Raw genomic sequence first — 14305 nt, 5'->3', positions numbered from 1 at the left:
GCTTGTCACTCCTCAGTAACGTTGCAACAGCGGCAGCAACAGCACGCATCCCAGCGCGGCCATCACCACCAGAAACATCAGTCCGCTATCCATGCTGTGCGTGGAAGCAATCAGCATGCCCATCACCAGCGGGGCCAGCGCGCCGGCAACATTTCCCAGCCCGTTGAAAATGCCACCGGCAGTCGCGCTGACCTCCGGCGGGGTGGCTTTCGCCAGCAGAGCAAAGATATTGGGTGCCCCGGCTCCCCACAGAAAGGTGCTGACACTCATCGCGGTGATTAACAACCCGGTCTGCCGCAGGTGCAGCACCGTCAGCAAACCAAGCGCTGCGCCAGCCAGTGAGATAAAACAGGCCAGCGCCCGGCGATCGATACGGTCGGAGATCCAGGCACCCACGCCTTCCCCGATCAGCATGGCGATAAACGGCAACGATGAAAGCCAGCCCACCTGCCCCAGGTTGATACCCCTTCCCTCCACCAGGTAGCTGGGCAGCCAGCCGTTGATCCCCCACAGGTAGGTAAGAAACGCGATATTGAACAGGCAGATCAGCCAGAAGTGACCGTTACGGTACAGTACGGAACGCGCCATCCTGCGTGGCCGGGCCAGCGCCGGAGAGACTTCGCCACGCTTAAGGTTACGCAGCGCCAGGCGGATGCACACCAGCACCGGCACGGTCAGCAGCGACATACAGAAGAAGGTCCACTGCCAGCCGAAATGGTTGAGGATAAACAGCGACAGCGGGAAGCCAATCGCCGCCCCGAGTGGCGTACCCAGCAGCCATAACATGGTGGCGCGTGCCTGCAGGTGACGGGGGAAATTGTGGCGCACCACCGCAAAAGCCAGCGGAAACAGTGGCCCCTCTGCCACGCCAAGCGTAATGCGCAGCAGCAGCATGATACGGTAAGAGTGGCACAGGCCCATCGCCAGCATCAGCAGGCACCACAGCACCATGAGCCCACTCAGCAGCTTCAGTGGATCAACGCGATCGCCCAGCCCGCTCAGCAACATCGACGAGCAGCCGTAGCTGAGCAGAAACGCACTCAGCAGCAGCCCCAGGCGGGTCGTGTCGAAGTTCAGCCCCATCGCCTGCTGAAAGTGAGTATCGGAAAACAGCGCGGCAATACTGACTTTATCGAAGAAGGCCAGCAGTACGCAGGCAAACAGCGCCAGCGGTATCGACCAGCGAACCGGTTCGCTGTCAGCAACGCTACCCTGAGCGGGATTTAACGGATGTTCAGTGGCGATCATAGCTCCTCCCCGTTCAGCGCAGCGTCATCAGCGAAAACGCCGGATCGGCAAGCTGCTGCGCATCCAGTGGCCGCTGCGTACCGATCCAGCGTTTCGCCAGCTTAATGCTGCGCGCGTCATTAAAGCTCACCAGCTGCTGCAGGCAGTTGTCCTCGCCCAGGCGGAACCACAGCGTGCTGTCACTTTGCTGGCGTACCACGGTTTTGCCTTGCCCCTGCGGCAGGCCGAGGATCTGCATGTTGATGCCATACTGATCTGACCATAACCACGGGATCTCGTCGTAACCCGGTGCAGCGGGGTCGAGTAGTGCTCTCGCGGTGGCAATCGCCTGATTCTGCGCAAAAGCCCAGGACTGCAGTGAGAAGCCAAAGCGCGGATGTCGCGCCACGTCACCCACGGCATAAATCGCCGGATCGCTGGTTTGCCCGCGATCGTCGATCACAATGCCGTTGCCGACCTCCAGCCCCGCCTGCTGCGCCAGTTCCAGATTGAGTTCCACCCCGACCCCGACCACCACCCGATCAAACGACCGTAGCGGTACCTGGTCACAGCTGATTTGCGGCAATCCGTGCTGATGAGCGAGCCGCATCTCGCCACAATCGCAATGAATGCTGACCCCCTGTTGCTGGTGCAACGTCAGTAAAGCCTGTGAAACAGCCGCATCAACACTACGCTGGCAGAGCCTGGGCTGGCGTTCATACAGCGTCACCGCAATCCCGAGGCTGCGCGCCGACGCGGCAATCTCCAGGCCGATCCAGCCTCCCCCGACCACCGCCAGCTGCCGGCAGTCAGCCAGAGCGGACTTCAGGGACAGCGCGTCATGCCAGCTGCGCAGGGTATGAACGCGCGGATGGTTCTGCCACTCGCGCCCCGGCAGACGCGGACGGCTACCGGTAGCAATCAGCAGACGGTCGTAGGGCACGGACTGACCGTTACTCAGCAGCACCGATTTCTGCTGCCGCTGGATACGCTCCGCACGCAGCGGACGATACCAGGTCAGATCCAGCGCCGCCTGCTGCTCTTCACTGAACAGGCGACTCAGCGGGGCATCGGCTTCCAACAGTGCTCGTTTGGAGAGCGGAGGCCGCTCGTAAAAATCCCAGGGTTCATCGCTGATGACACTAATCGTTCCCTGATAACCGCTGTCGCGCAGCGTTTTGGCCACCCAGCCTGCGGCCTGGCCCCCGCCGATAATCACCATCCCGGCGCTCATCGTATATTCTCCTTCTGCTGGCGACGGGTGGTGTAGTCGATCCCCCCCTCTACCGCCCATTCAGTAAACGAGGTCAGTGAGTGCTCCAGCTCCCGTGGCTGCCAGTTTTCTGTCAGCCAGTCTTCGTTGGTGTAGTACTCAAACGCACCGCCCGTCGGGCTGTTGACGTACCAGAAATAGGCCGAGGAGACCGGATGGCGACCCGGACCAATGAAGGTGCTCCACTGCTGCTTATTCATTGCCAGGCCACCGCCGATCACTTCATGGATATCGCGCACGGTGAAGGCCACATGATTCAGCCCGCGTTTGCCGCCGGGCAGTTGCAACAGAAACAGATTGTGATGGCCGCCGTGAGCACCACAGCGTAAGAACACGGCGCGATCGACATAGCGGTCTGAAACCTGGAAGCCCAGCAGTTCACGATAGAAGCGCTCAGTTTGTGCCAGGTCAGTGACGAAGAACACCACATGACCGATATTGACCGGTGTGGCCTGCTGGTACACCGGACTGGGCCGATCCACCCGGCGTATGTCACCCCACTGATTGATCGGCAGCACCGGCAGGCTGACCGGCTGCTGGCGGCCAATCGCCACCCGCAGGGCCATGCCGTTCGGGTCGCAACAGCTGAGCACACCGTCCTGTTCGCTAAAATCAGGCAGCTCACACAGACGCTGGCGCACGGCGGCGAGCGCCGCCGCATCGGTTACTCCCCAGGTGATGCGACGCAGCGTGGAACCGGCCTCAAACGCCGGGGGCAGTTGCGGATCGTCGATCGGGTAGAAAGCCACCTGTGCGCCACTCAGCGTCTGATAGTGGTGACTGCCGGCTTCACCCGCGGCCGACAGGCCAAAATCGGTAATAAATTTGCTGCACAGCGCCGGGTCTTCCACGCCAAATTCAAGCTTTTCGATGCCGGTGATGCTCATAATCAATTGCCTCAATAATCATCAGTTTTCAGAATTTCGGCGTGCAGACGCCCCCGGCGCGCGGCGCGCGCCCGATAGTCATCCGGAACAGAGCTACTCTGCGGGCGGGTGGTGCCCCAGCAAGCCCGAGATTTTTGCGGCGGCCTCCGCCACCAGCTGTTGTAATCGCGGCCGGTCACCGGACGGGATCTCATCGACCGGCACCATAATGCTGATCACTGCCACCACGCTGCCCGCACGGTTAAATACCGGATAGACAATGGATGAGATGCCGCGGCGAAAGAACGATTCACCAATCACATAGCCGCGTACCCTGTCGTCCTGCACCATCTGCCATAACCCTTCGCGATCCTGCACATCGCCGTGCGCATTGCCCGGCAACATCGGGCGCGGAAACAGCTGCTCAAAGTCATCGCGGCTGACGCCGGTCAGCAACATACGCCCCAGCGAGGTACGCTGTACCGGCAGCCGCGTACCGATACTGACCTGATTCACCCTGGCATTGGCGGCACTGACCCGGGCGATGTAGATCAGGTCACAGCCATCGCGAATCGCCAGGTGGCTGCTGCACTGGCTGAGGTCTCGCAGCCGTTCAATCACCGGCTGGCCGAGCTGCGCGACGTCCAGTGACGCGATATATTCGAACCCCAGCCGCAGGATCATGATGCCCGGCTTGTAGGTGCCATTACGCGGGTTACGCTCAATGAAGCCAAGGTGTTCAAGGGTCTGTACCACACGCCAGGCACTGGCTTTTGGCATATCCACCAGCCGGTGCAGCTCGGCAAAGGTCATCTCGCGATGCTGTTCACCAAATGCCAGCAGCAGCTGCAACCCCCGCTGCAGGCCAGGCATCAGATAACGGCAGCCCTGCGGTTGTTCGTCCATGACAGCCTTCGCTCCCTAGTTAAAGACAAAACCGCCGTTGACCGGCAGCAGCTGCCCGGTCACAAAGCCGGACATCCCGGAGAGCAGCCACACCACGCTGCCGCTGACATCCTGCGGATGCTGCTCCCCGGCCAGGGCCCGCCCCTGTTCGTAGAGCTGATGGCGCGCAGCGGGGACATAATCGGTGGCTGAAACCCGCGTCAGGCCTGGCGCAATGGCATTCACCCGCAGCCGGCGTTCGCCCAGTTCCCGCGCCATTGAGCGGGTCATGGCAATAATCGCCCCCTTGCTGGCAACGTATGCCAGCAGACGGGGTGCCCCCCACAGCGCCGTATCAGAAGCCACATTGACGATGGCACTCCCTGACGACATCAGCGGCACAGCTGCCCGGCTCACCAGCCAGGTGCCACGCACGTTGACCTGCATCACGCGATCCCACAGTTCGATATCGTGATCCAGCAGGTTTTTACCGCCGACACCGGTTGCCAGCCCGGCATTATTGACCAGGCCATCAATTCCACCGCCACGGGCAAGGGTGGCAAATGCCGCCGTCACCGATCCGGGGTCTGAGATATCCACGCTAAGATACTCAGCCTGGTACCCCTGCTGGAGCAGATCGGCACAACGGCGCTGCAGCTCATCCGCCAGGATATCGAGCATCACCAGCGTTGCCCCCTGTGCCGCAATATCCTGCGCAAACTGCCAGCCCAGTCCGCGTGCCGCCCCGGTCACCACGATGCGTTTTCCCGCCAGTAGCCCGCTCATCACAGTGGCTCCCTGACTTGCGGATCTTCGGCCAGCTGCCCGAGCTGCTGCCGTGCAGCCTTCTGCATCATGCGGCGCAGACGGGAGAGCCCGACATCGTGCTGATACAGGAACTCATGCTGGCGGGCATCCGGGGCCAGGTTTTCCAGCACCACACGATCCTGCTCCAGCACGTCCCAGTGCAGCCCTTCCAGCCGGTTGCGGTAGAGGAAGCGCCACATATCGCGCTGCCAGCCGCTGACCTGGCGGATACGCCAGAAGAACACCCGGCAGCGGTTCTCATCTTCCGGCACCACCATGCCGACGATCCAGAAATGCCCGCCCGGCCCGAAGCGTTTCCGGTAAGGGATCGACAGCCGCATCCACTGCGCGCCACTTTCGCCAAACTCCACCCAGTCGAAGTTGACCCCTTTCTGCCCCTCTTTCTGAAAAATAAAACCGGTGTCGGTGGGCTGGAGTGACATTTCAGCCTGACGTTCGCCTTCGGCCATCGAGTGTGAAGAGGAGTGGAGGTAGGTGCCGTGCATCGGGTCCATCACGTTTTCCAGCGCATACTGGTAGTTACAGTTCCAGGCTGCGGTGCACAGAAAGTTGCTGTAGTGCTCACCATCAGCCAGTTCTTCCGGGAACACCAGTTCACTGGCCGGCCGCTCTGCCGTAACACCAAACCAGATAAAGATTGCACCATGCGCTTCCTGAATCGTATACGTACGCACACACTGCCGGCCCGCCAGCGGACAGCCTGCTACCGCAGGCACATCTTTTACCGTACCGCTGCCGGCAACTTCGATACCGTGATACCAGCAGGCAATACGGTCACCGAGGTTCCAGCCCATCGATAAGCGAGCACCGCGGTGCGGGCAGCGATCTTCCAGCGCCTGCAGTTCGCCCTGTTGATTACGCCAGACGACGATCTGTTGCCCAAGGCGAGTGATACCGACCGGAGCCGACTGGACTTCCCAGCTGGCCAGCACCGGATACCACAGCCCGCGCAACCCCTGATTAAGATAGTGTTCTGTATCGCCCATGATGACCTCCGCTCAGTAGCCGTTAATACGTAAGAAATCGCAGAAGCTGGCTTCCGTCCAGGCGCTGCCGCTACGGTCAAATACGCGTTGCTGATTCAGCGCCAGAACCAGCCCTGCGACGGACTCCTGGCCCTGTTCAAACAGCGACTCCAGTGCAGCGATCAGCGCGATTTCAAACTTGTCAGGCTGCCGCTGGCGGGTCTGCCAGATAATATTCTGATAATTGCCCGGATGATGGATGGCACCATTACCGCCCTCTCCTGGCGGCAAAAACTGGGCGCTGCCCGGCAGATAAGGATTAAAATCGGTATCACTGCTCATCACTGTTCCTCCCCGATTAATGCAATCTGGATCTGGTTATCCACCACCCGCAACGGATAAATCTGCAGGTCGCGTCCGCCGGGTTCACGCAGACAGCGCCCGGTTTTGATATCAAATACGGCTTCGTGCAGCGGGCACTCCACTTTCCCGTCCTCGACAAATCCCTGGCTCAGCAGAGCCCAGGCGTGCGGACAGATATCTTCCATGGCATAAAACTCACCCTCAACCTGATAAATACCGATCTCTTTACCGCTGACATTACCCGCGTAGGGAAAATCCTCCCGTACCTGCGAGAGACTGCATACCGTTTTCCAGTTCATTATTTCCTGCCCCCGCCATCAGTTTCATATTTGAAACGCTGTCTCACATTCAACACGGCCAATATATAACCAGAGGAGGAATAAGCAATATGCAAAACTGGCAATAAACAGGATTGACGAGAATATCTGGAGCAACTGTGCAAGAGATCACGAAAATATAAAACAAATCAGAATCAATAGAATAAACAAACAAAAAAACAAAACAACCTTAACCATTAAAAACAATGGATTAAAAAAAATTACTGCAAATAAAACATTTAGAAAACGCCAAAAAAACAACTTCAAAATAGTAAAAGACATCATTTAAAAAACAACAAAAACATGTAATGACAAAAAATATCTCACCTTAAATACAGAAAAACCGCCAGTACCCGTCGAAAAAAATCATTTAAAATAACAAACTCACCTTTTAGCCTGCCAGAATGATTAGAGAAAATAAAAAATATCAGAGACTGTCCAGTTGCTGTCAGCATTGGGAAACACGGGATCCGGGTTGTTGACTCAGGGGAACTAAGGGATGAAACGGCGCAGTTCAGGAGAATGGGAGTGAAAATCAGACAGTGCGCGGACCCGGAACAGCAGACCGCATAATCATGGTGAGAGGCCAGCAAGAGAGATAAAACGGGGCAGCGGCTGGCTGCCCCGTTACGATCGGCAGGGTGTCGCGTTACAGGCTCAGCCCTTATTGGCCGCCTGCACGTGCAGCATATCCAGCGCCAGGCTGGCAGCCGCCAGCGCGGTGATATCCGACTGGTCGTAGCCAGGCGCCACTTCCACCAGATCCATGCCGACGATATTCAGCCCCTGCAGGCCGCGCACCAGTTTGCTGGCTTTATCGCTGGTCAGGCCGCCAATCACCGGCGTACCTGTGCCCGGCGCGTGCGCCGGATCCAGGCAGTCAATGTCGAAGGTCAGATAGACCGGCATATCACCGACGATCTTCTTCACCTCGGCGATGATGTCATCAACGCTGCGATCGTTGACCTGCGCGGCATCCAGCACGTTAAAGCCCAGTGACTTATCGAACTCGGTGCGGATACCGATCTGCACCGAATGCGCCGGGTCGATCAGCCCTTCCTGCGGCGCGGTCCAGAACATGGTGCCGTGGTCAAAGGTTGGGCCGTTGGAGTAGGTATCGGTATGCGCATCGAAGTGGATCAGCGCCATTTTGCCGAAGGTTTTTGCATGCGCGCGCAGCAGCGGCAGCGTGATGTAATGATCGCCGCCGAAGGTCAGCATGCGCTTGCCGCTGGCCAGCAGCTTCTCGGCGTGCGCCTGCAGCTTGTCGCTGAAGTCCTGCGCGTCACCGAAGGCGTACACCAGGTCACCGCAGTCGATCACGTTCAGGCGCTGGCGCAGGTCAAACTCCCACGGCCAGCGGCAGCCTTCCCACGCCAGGTTCGTTGAGATCTGGCGGATTGCGCCCGGCCCCAGGCGGCTGCCCGGACGGCCTGAGGTGGCAGCATCAAACGGCACGCCGGTGATCACCCACTCGGCGTTGCTGTCATACGGCTGGAAGTTCAGCGGGAAACGCAGAAAACCGAAGGCGTTGGACACCAGCGAGTTGTCGTACTGATTGCCTAACGTGTTGGTATTCATAACCACTCCTTTCTTTCTTAAGCACCGGTTGGTTGCGGTGCGGATGTGCTTATTGCGCTAAAAAAAATCCCCACCGCGTCGTTAACCCGACGAGGAAGGGATAGTGTGTTTACCGGCGGGATCGCCCGCCGCCGTTAGTGATAAAATTCTGTTACTCGTCTTCCAGGTAAGTATACCCGTACAGCCCGGCCTCGAACTCTTCGAGGAACTGCGCACGCAGATCGTCGTCAAGGTCGCTCTGCTTAATCTGGTTGCGGAAGTGGGTCAGCAGCTCGTCCGGCTTCAGCTGCACGTACTCCAGCATATCGGCGACCGTATCACCTTCGTCTGACAGCTGCACTTCGATCGAACCGTCGGCGAAGGCAAACACGTCCACCGCTTCGGTATCACCGAACAGGTTGTGCATATTGCCGAGGATCTCCTGATAGGCACCGACCATAAAGAAGCCGAGCATCGGTGGGTTTTCCACGTCGTACTCCGGCATCGGCATGGTGGTGGCAATGCCGTCACCGTCGATATAGTGATCGATGGTGCCGTCAGAGTCACAGGTGATATCCAGCAGCACCGCACGGCGCTCCGGCACCTTGTCCAGGCCTTCCAGCGGCAGCACCGGGAACAGCTGATCGATGCCCCACGCGTCCGGCATGGACTGGAACAGCGAGAAGTTGACGTATATCTTATCGGCCATGCGCTCCTGCAGCTCGTCGATCACCGGGCGGTGCGCGCGGTTGCTCGGGTCCAGGTGCTGCTGGATATAGTGACAGATGCTGAGATAAAGCTGCTCGGCCCAGGCACGCTGGGTCAGATCGTAGGTGCCCTGTGAGTAGCCGGTATGGATGTCGAACAGATCCATCTGGCTGTCATGCAGCCATTCGCGCAGCGAGCGGCGGTTATTCGGCTCGTGCATCTCCTGCCAGGTATCCCACAGGCTGGCGATCGGGCGCGGTGAGTCGGCGGCCGGAGCCTGCGGCTCGCTGAACTCGTTGCGCTCAACGCCGATAATATTGGAGACCAGCACGGTGTGGTGCGCGGTGACCGCACGGCCGGACTCGGTGATCACCGTCGGGTGCGGCAGGTTATGCTCTTCGCAGGCGTCACCGATAGCCCAGATCACGTTGTTGGCATATTCGTTCAGGCCATAGTTGACCGAGCAGTCGCTCTGCGAACGGGTACCTTCATAGTCGACGCCAAGGCCACCGCCGACGTCAAAGCACTGAATGTTGACGCCCAGCTTGGCCAGCTCAACGTAGAAACGTGCCGACTCGCGCACGCCGGTGGCGATGTCGCGAATATTGGCCATCTGCGAACCGAGATGGAAGTGCAGCAGCTGCAGGCTCTCGATACGCCCGGCTTCGCGCATAATATCCACCAGCTTCAGTACCTGGGTGGCTGACAGGCCAAACTTGGATTTTTCACCGCCGCTCGACTGCCACTTACCAGAGCCCTGCGACGCCAGGCGCGCACGAATGCCCAGCCGTGGCACCACGTTCAGGCGCTCGGCTTCTTCCAGCACCAGCTTAACTTCGGTCATCTTCTCCAGCACCAGATAGACCTTGTGGCCCATCTTCTCGCCGATCAGCGCCAGGCGGATATATTCGCGGTCTTTGTAGCCGTTACAGACGATCACCGAACGGGTCATGCCGGCATGCGCCAGCACCGCCATCAGCTCGGCCTTCGAGCCGGCTTCCAGCCCCAGCGGTTCGCCGGAGTTGATCAGCGATTCAATGACGCGCTTGTGCTGGTTAACCTTGATCGGATAGACGAGGAAGTAGTCGCCGCGGTAGCCGTATGACTCGCGCGCGCGCTTAAACGCCGCGTTGATGGAGCGCAGGCGGTGCTGCAGGATCTGCGGGAAGCAGAACAGCGCCGGCAGGCGCTGGCCTTCGGCCTCGCGCTCTTTGACCAGCTTCGCCAGGTCGACGCGAGCTTCCGGCACGTCCGGATCGGGACAAACGCTGATATGCCCCAGTTCGTTAACGTCGTAGTAGTTATTGCCCCACCAGGCAATATTGTAGGTGCGCAGCATTTTGCTGGCATCGCGATCGCTCATGGCCACCTCCTGCATTGAGCGGAGTGCACCCTGTTCGCCAGCTGACGAACCCTTGATTGTTTTCATGTCGTCAGACATCGCAGACCTCAAATGGTAATGAATCAATACAGCTTACCGCGGCAGCACCCTGCTGCTGCGGCCACTTACCCATAGCGCAAATTTTCAGCCAGGCGGACTGAAACACCGCAAAACTCGGTTTCTGCAGTATAACATTGTAAAACACGTGGCGGACTCCGTAGTACGAGTCAGAGAAGCACAGCGACAACTCTCAGGATAATCTGAGAGAACCGGGTCACACTGTCGAGAAGATTAGCCTGCGCCAGTGTCGGGATTATGACCAACGCGCATAAAACATCGACAAAAAGAGCGAAAAGACGATCGAAATGAAGGGGCGGAGAGTACGCCGGCGTGGCGTAAATGACCTGACTGGATAACATCCTGGTTCATTACTGTTATCACCTCCACACACACCGGACGGCGTGCGGTAAAGACAAAATCTGCGGGTGAAAGCCAGCACGAGGGGTTCGTCGCTGACGGGCCGGGTGCCGAAACAACGTCATCGTCACGGGCAACGGCGTTTTATACAGCCCGACGGCATCAATTGCAAAATGAAATTATGTCAAATGCGCCCTCTGTCAGGATTTTTTGCCACTTTTCAGCCCAGCGAAAACCGTCTTTCCATCAAAAAATGCTGGCAATCCGCTTAATGACTAACCTAGAATAGCCGTCCAGATGTTAATCCGTCTATACTGGTTAACTTCTAAGCGTCCTGTTTTACCGTACATCTGTACTGCTCATGGCTTTGCCTGTGGGGGCGCTGAGTCTGAGTCTCCGGGCTGGTTTCCAGTCTTCGCGCTATGCAGTCGATTTTTAACCCGAATATTCAAGGTAAAGAATAAAATGGCTAAACACCTTTTTACATCCGAGTCCGTATCAGAAGGACATCCCGATAAAATCGCCGATCAGATCTCTGATGCCGTGCTTGATGCCATCCTCGAGCAGGACCCGAAAGCCCGTGTGGCCTGCGAAACCTATGTGAAGACCGGTATGGTTCTGGTTGGCGGTGAAATCACCACCAGCGCATGGGTGGATATCGAAGAGATCACCCGTCAGACCGTACGCGATATCGGCTATGTTCATTCTGATATGGGCTTTGATGCCAACTCCTGCGCGGTACTGAGCGCGATTGGCAAGCAGTCACCGGATATCAATCAGGGCGTTGACCGCAGCGATCCGCTGGAGCAGGGTGCCGGTGACCAGGGCCTGATGTTTGGCTACGCCACCAACGAGACCGACGTGCTGATGCCAGCGCCGGTGACCTACGCGCACCGTCTGGTGCAGCGCCAGTCAGAAGTGCGTAAGAGCGGCAGCCTGCCGTGGCTGCGCCCGGACGCGAAAAGCCAGATCACCTTCCAGTACGATGACGGCAAAATTGTCGGTATCGACGCGGTGGTGCTGTCAACCCAGCATTCTGAAGACGTGTCGACCAGCGATCTGCGTGAAGCAGTGATGGAAGAGATCATCAAGCCGGTTCTGCCTGCGGAATGGATCAACGCCAGCACCAAATACCACATCAACCCAACCGGTCGCTTTGTGATCGGCGGCCCGATGGGCGACTGCGGCCTGACCGGGCGTAAAATCATCGTTGATACCTACGGCGGCATGGCCCGTCACGGCGGTGGTGCGTTCTCCGGTAAGGATCCGTCAAAGGTTGACCGTTCTGCAGCCTACGCCGCGCGCTACGTGGCGAAAAACATCGTGGCCGCCGGCCTGGCCGACCGCTGTGAGATCCAGATTTCCTACGCGATTGGCGTGGCTGAACCCACCTCCATCATGGTGGAAACCTTCGGTACCGGTAAAGTTCCCAGCGAGCAACTGACCCTGCTGGTTCGCGAGTTCTTTGAACTGCGCCCGTATGGCCTGATCGAAATGCTCGACCTGCTGCACCCGATCTACCGCGAAACCGCTGCCTACGGCCACTTTGGTCGCGAGCATTTCCCGTGGGAAAAAACTGACAAAGCCGCGCTGCTGCGCGATGCGGCTGGCCTGAAGTAAGTTCCGGCCGGTCATCAGGGCGCCTGCGGGCGCCCTTTTTTTTGCCTGCCGCTCACCGCTCTCCCCCCTTTTCTCACCGATAAACTGCTGGCCTGCCTCAGCGGCAGGTCACTTGTTCCTTGCCGCTTAATGGGTTTTCACTGGCCGATCGGTACAGGAAATTCTTAAAATGAAAATGGTAACGGTTACACTAACTATTTTCCTTATTTTTCCTGTCATTAACATTACTAAAATCGCAGACTTTACCTTAAAATGCGCCATTTTCAGCGCCATCTGCCAGGCGCTCTGCAGGTCAAGCAGCGAAGCAATAAGCTGCTATGGTTTAACTTCATTTTCACGCCGGGTGTGCTTTGGCAAGGTGTTTTCAGATATTTCAGCTTGTAACCGATTACATCAGTGTGATCTGTCGCACGCGATACGCACCCCGGTTTTCTACGCTTAAAACAACCTATAACAGTTTTATTTAACGGAGGCGCTATGCCTGATAATAACAAACGCAGCAGAACGTCAAACAAGACCATGACCCTGTTTGTCTGCTTCCTCGCCGCGCTGGCCGGCCTGCTGTTCGGCCTGGATATCGGCGTGATTGCCGGCGCACTGCCGTTCATCGCGAAAGACTTTTCCGTCACGGCCCACCAGCAGGAGTGGATCGTCAGCTCAATGATGTTTGGTGCGGCGATCGGTGCGGTCGGCAGCGGCTGGCTCTCCTCCTACCTCGGGCGTAAGAAGAGCCTGATGATCGGGGCGGTGCTGTTCGTGATCGGTTCCCTGTGGTCGGCGATGGCGCCGAACCCTGAAATGCTGATCGTCGCCCGCGTGCTGCTGGGGCTGGCGGTTGGCGTGGCCTCCTACACCGCGCCGCTGTACCTGTCTGAAATCGCGCCCGAGAAAATCCGCGGCAGCATGATCTCGCTGTACCAGCTGATGATCACCATCGGCATACTGGCCGCTTACCTCTCCGACACCGCCTTCAGCGCCAGCGGCGAGTGGCGCTGGATGCTCGGCATCATTACTATTCCGGCCCTGCTGCTGTTAGTCGGCGTGTTCTTCCTGCCCAACAGCCCGCGCTGGCTGGCGGCGAAAGGCAACTTCCGCGATGCCCAGCGCGTGCTGGACCGGCTGCGGGATACCAGCGAGCAGGCCAAACGCGAACTGGATGAGATACGTGAAAGTCTGAAAATCAAACAGTCCGGCTGGCAGCTGTTCCGCAGCAACGGCAACTTCCGTCGGGCAGTGTATCTGGGCGTCGGTCTGCAGGTGATGCAGCAGTTTACCGGCATGAACGTGATCATGTATTACGCGCCGAAAATCTTTGAAATTGCCGGCTTTGCCAACACCACCCAGCAGATGTGGGGCACGGTGATCGTCGGCCTGGTTAACGTGCTGGCGACCTTTATCGCCATTGGTCTGGTGGACCGCTGGGGACGTAAGCCGACGCTGAAGCTGGGCTTCCTGGTGATGGCGCTGGGCATGGGCATCCTCGGCACCATGCTGCATATCGGCATTCACTCCGCCGGCGCGCAGTACTTTGCCGTGGCGATGCTGCTGATGTTTATCGTCGGTTTTGCCATGAGCGCCGGTCCGCTGATCTGGGTGCTCTGCTCTGAGATCCAGCCGCTGAAGGGGCGTGACTTCGGTATTACCGTCTCTACCGCCACCAACTGGATCGCCAATATGATCGTCGGGGCCACCTTCCTGACCATGCTGAACACGCTGGGCAACGCCAACACCTTCTGGGTCTACGCCGGGCTGAACGTGCTGTTTATCCTGCTGACCATCTGGCTGATCCCGGAGACCAAGAACGTCTCGCTGGAGCACATCGAGCGCAACCTGCTGAGCGGCAAAAAGCTGCGCGATATCGGCCAGCGCGACTAATCCTCGCTCTTTCAGCCTGC

Annotated in this window: 12 protein-coding genes; 2 read left to right on the top strand and 10 right to left on the bottom strand. The window is 58.4% G+C overall.

Going from position 1 to position 14305, the window contains the following annotated elements; genetic code table 11:
- Nucleotides 1-12 precede the first annotated feature (12 nt).
- The 10 genes from ASF13_RS01745 to speA all read right to left on the bottom strand — a co-directional run bounded on the left by ASF13_RS01745 (nucleotide 13) and on the right by speA (nucleotide 10433).
- Nucleotides 13-1248 carry an MFS transporter gene (locus ASF13_RS01745; RefSeq protein WP_056231818.1) on the bottom strand — a complete coding sequence of 412 codons (1236 nt, stop codon included), beginning with the start codon at nucleotides 1246-1248 and terminating at the stop codon, nucleotides 13-15.
- 13 nt (nucleotides 1249-1261) lie between these two features.
- Nucleotides 1262-2461 carry an NAD(P)/FAD-dependent oxidoreductase gene (locus ASF13_RS01740; protein WP_056231815.1) on the bottom strand — a complete coding sequence of 400 codons (1200 nt, stop codon included), beginning with the start codon at nucleotides 2459-2461 and terminating at the stop codon, nucleotides 1262-1264.
- Nucleotides 2458-3387 carry a VOC family protein gene (locus ASF13_RS01735; protein WP_056231812.1) on the bottom strand — a complete coding sequence of 310 codons (930 nt, stop codon included), beginning with the start codon at nucleotides 3385-3387 and terminating at the stop codon, nucleotides 2458-2460. Before ASF13_RS01735 ends, ASF13_RS01740 begins: the two co-directional genes overlap by 4 nt.
- Before the next feature lie 93 nt (nucleotides 3388-3480).
- Nucleotides 3481-4272, bottom strand: a complete 792-nt coding sequence (locus ASF13_RS01730) for an IclR family transcriptional regulator (RefSeq protein WP_056231809.1) — start codon at nucleotides 4270-4272, stop codon at nucleotides 3481-3483.
- 15 nt (nucleotides 4273-4287) lie between these two features.
- On the bottom strand, nucleotides 4288-5037 hold the full coding sequence (locus ASF13_RS01725; protein ID WP_056231807.1) for an SDR family oxidoreductase: 750 nt from the start codon (nucleotides 5035-5037) through the stop codon (nucleotides 4288-4290).
- Nucleotides 5037-6065: an aromatic ring-hydroxylating dioxygenase subunit alpha gene (locus ASF13_RS01720; protein WP_056231803.1), complete on the bottom strand. Its 1029-nt coding sequence runs from the start codon at nucleotides 6063-6065 to the stop codon at nucleotides 5037-5039. The genes ASF13_RS01725 and ASF13_RS01720 overlap by 1 nt, the downstream gene beginning before the upstream one ends.
- Before the next feature lie 12 nt (nucleotides 6066-6077).
- On the bottom strand, nucleotides 6078-6386 hold the full coding sequence (locus tag ASF13_RS01715) for a recombinase-like helix-turn-helix domain-containing protein (protein ID WP_056231802.1): 309 nt from the start codon (nucleotides 6384-6386) through the stop codon (nucleotides 6078-6080).
- The gene (locus ASF13_RS01710) at nucleotides 6386-6706 is read right to left on the bottom strand and encodes a non-heme iron oxygenase ferredoxin subunit (protein WP_056231801.1); all 321 of its coding nucleotides are present in this window, start codon (nucleotides 6704-6706) and stop codon (nucleotides 6386-6388) included. Before ASF13_RS01710 ends, ASF13_RS01715 begins: the two co-directional genes overlap by 1 nt.
- Before the next feature lie 675 nt (nucleotides 6707-7381).
- Nucleotides 7382-8305: an agmatinase gene (gene speB, locus ASF13_RS01705; RefSeq protein WP_056231798.1), complete on the bottom strand. Its 924-nt coding sequence runs from the start codon at nucleotides 8303-8305 to the stop codon at nucleotides 7382-7384.
- 151 nt (nucleotides 8306-8456) lie between these two features.
- On the bottom strand, nucleotides 8457-10433 hold the full coding sequence (gene speA, locus ASF13_RS01700) for a biosynthetic arginine decarboxylase (RefSeq protein ID WP_056231796.1): 1977 nt from the start codon (nucleotides 10431-10433) through the stop codon (nucleotides 8457-8459).
- An 822-nt stretch (nucleotides 10434-11255) separates the two neighbouring features.
- On the opposite strand from speA, the gene metK reads away from it, so the two are divergent.
- Both metK and ASF13_RS01685 read left to right on the top strand, forming a co-directional pair.
- Complete coding sequence (metK, locus tag ASF13_RS01690) at nucleotides 11256-12410, top strand: methionine adenosyltransferase (RefSeq protein WP_056231790.1); 1155 nt, start codon at nucleotides 11256-11258, stop codon at nucleotides 12408-12410.
- Between the two features lie 477 nt (nucleotides 12411-12887).
- The gene (locus tag ASF13_RS01685) at nucleotides 12888-14285 is read left to right on the top strand and encodes a sugar porter family MFS transporter (protein ID WP_056231787.1); all 1398 of its coding nucleotides are present in this window, start codon (nucleotides 12888-12890) and stop codon (nucleotides 14283-14285) included.
- Nucleotides 14286-14305 lie beyond the last annotated feature (20 nt).

It is taken from the genome of Erwinia sp. Leaf53 (assembly GCF_001422605.1).
Taxonomy (GTDB): Bacteria; Pseudomonadota; Gammaproteobacteria; order Enterobacterales; family Enterobacteriaceae; genus Erwinia.
The sequence above is the reverse complement of the archived record's forward strand: the minus strand, read 5'-3'. Positions and strand labels throughout refer to the sequence as shown.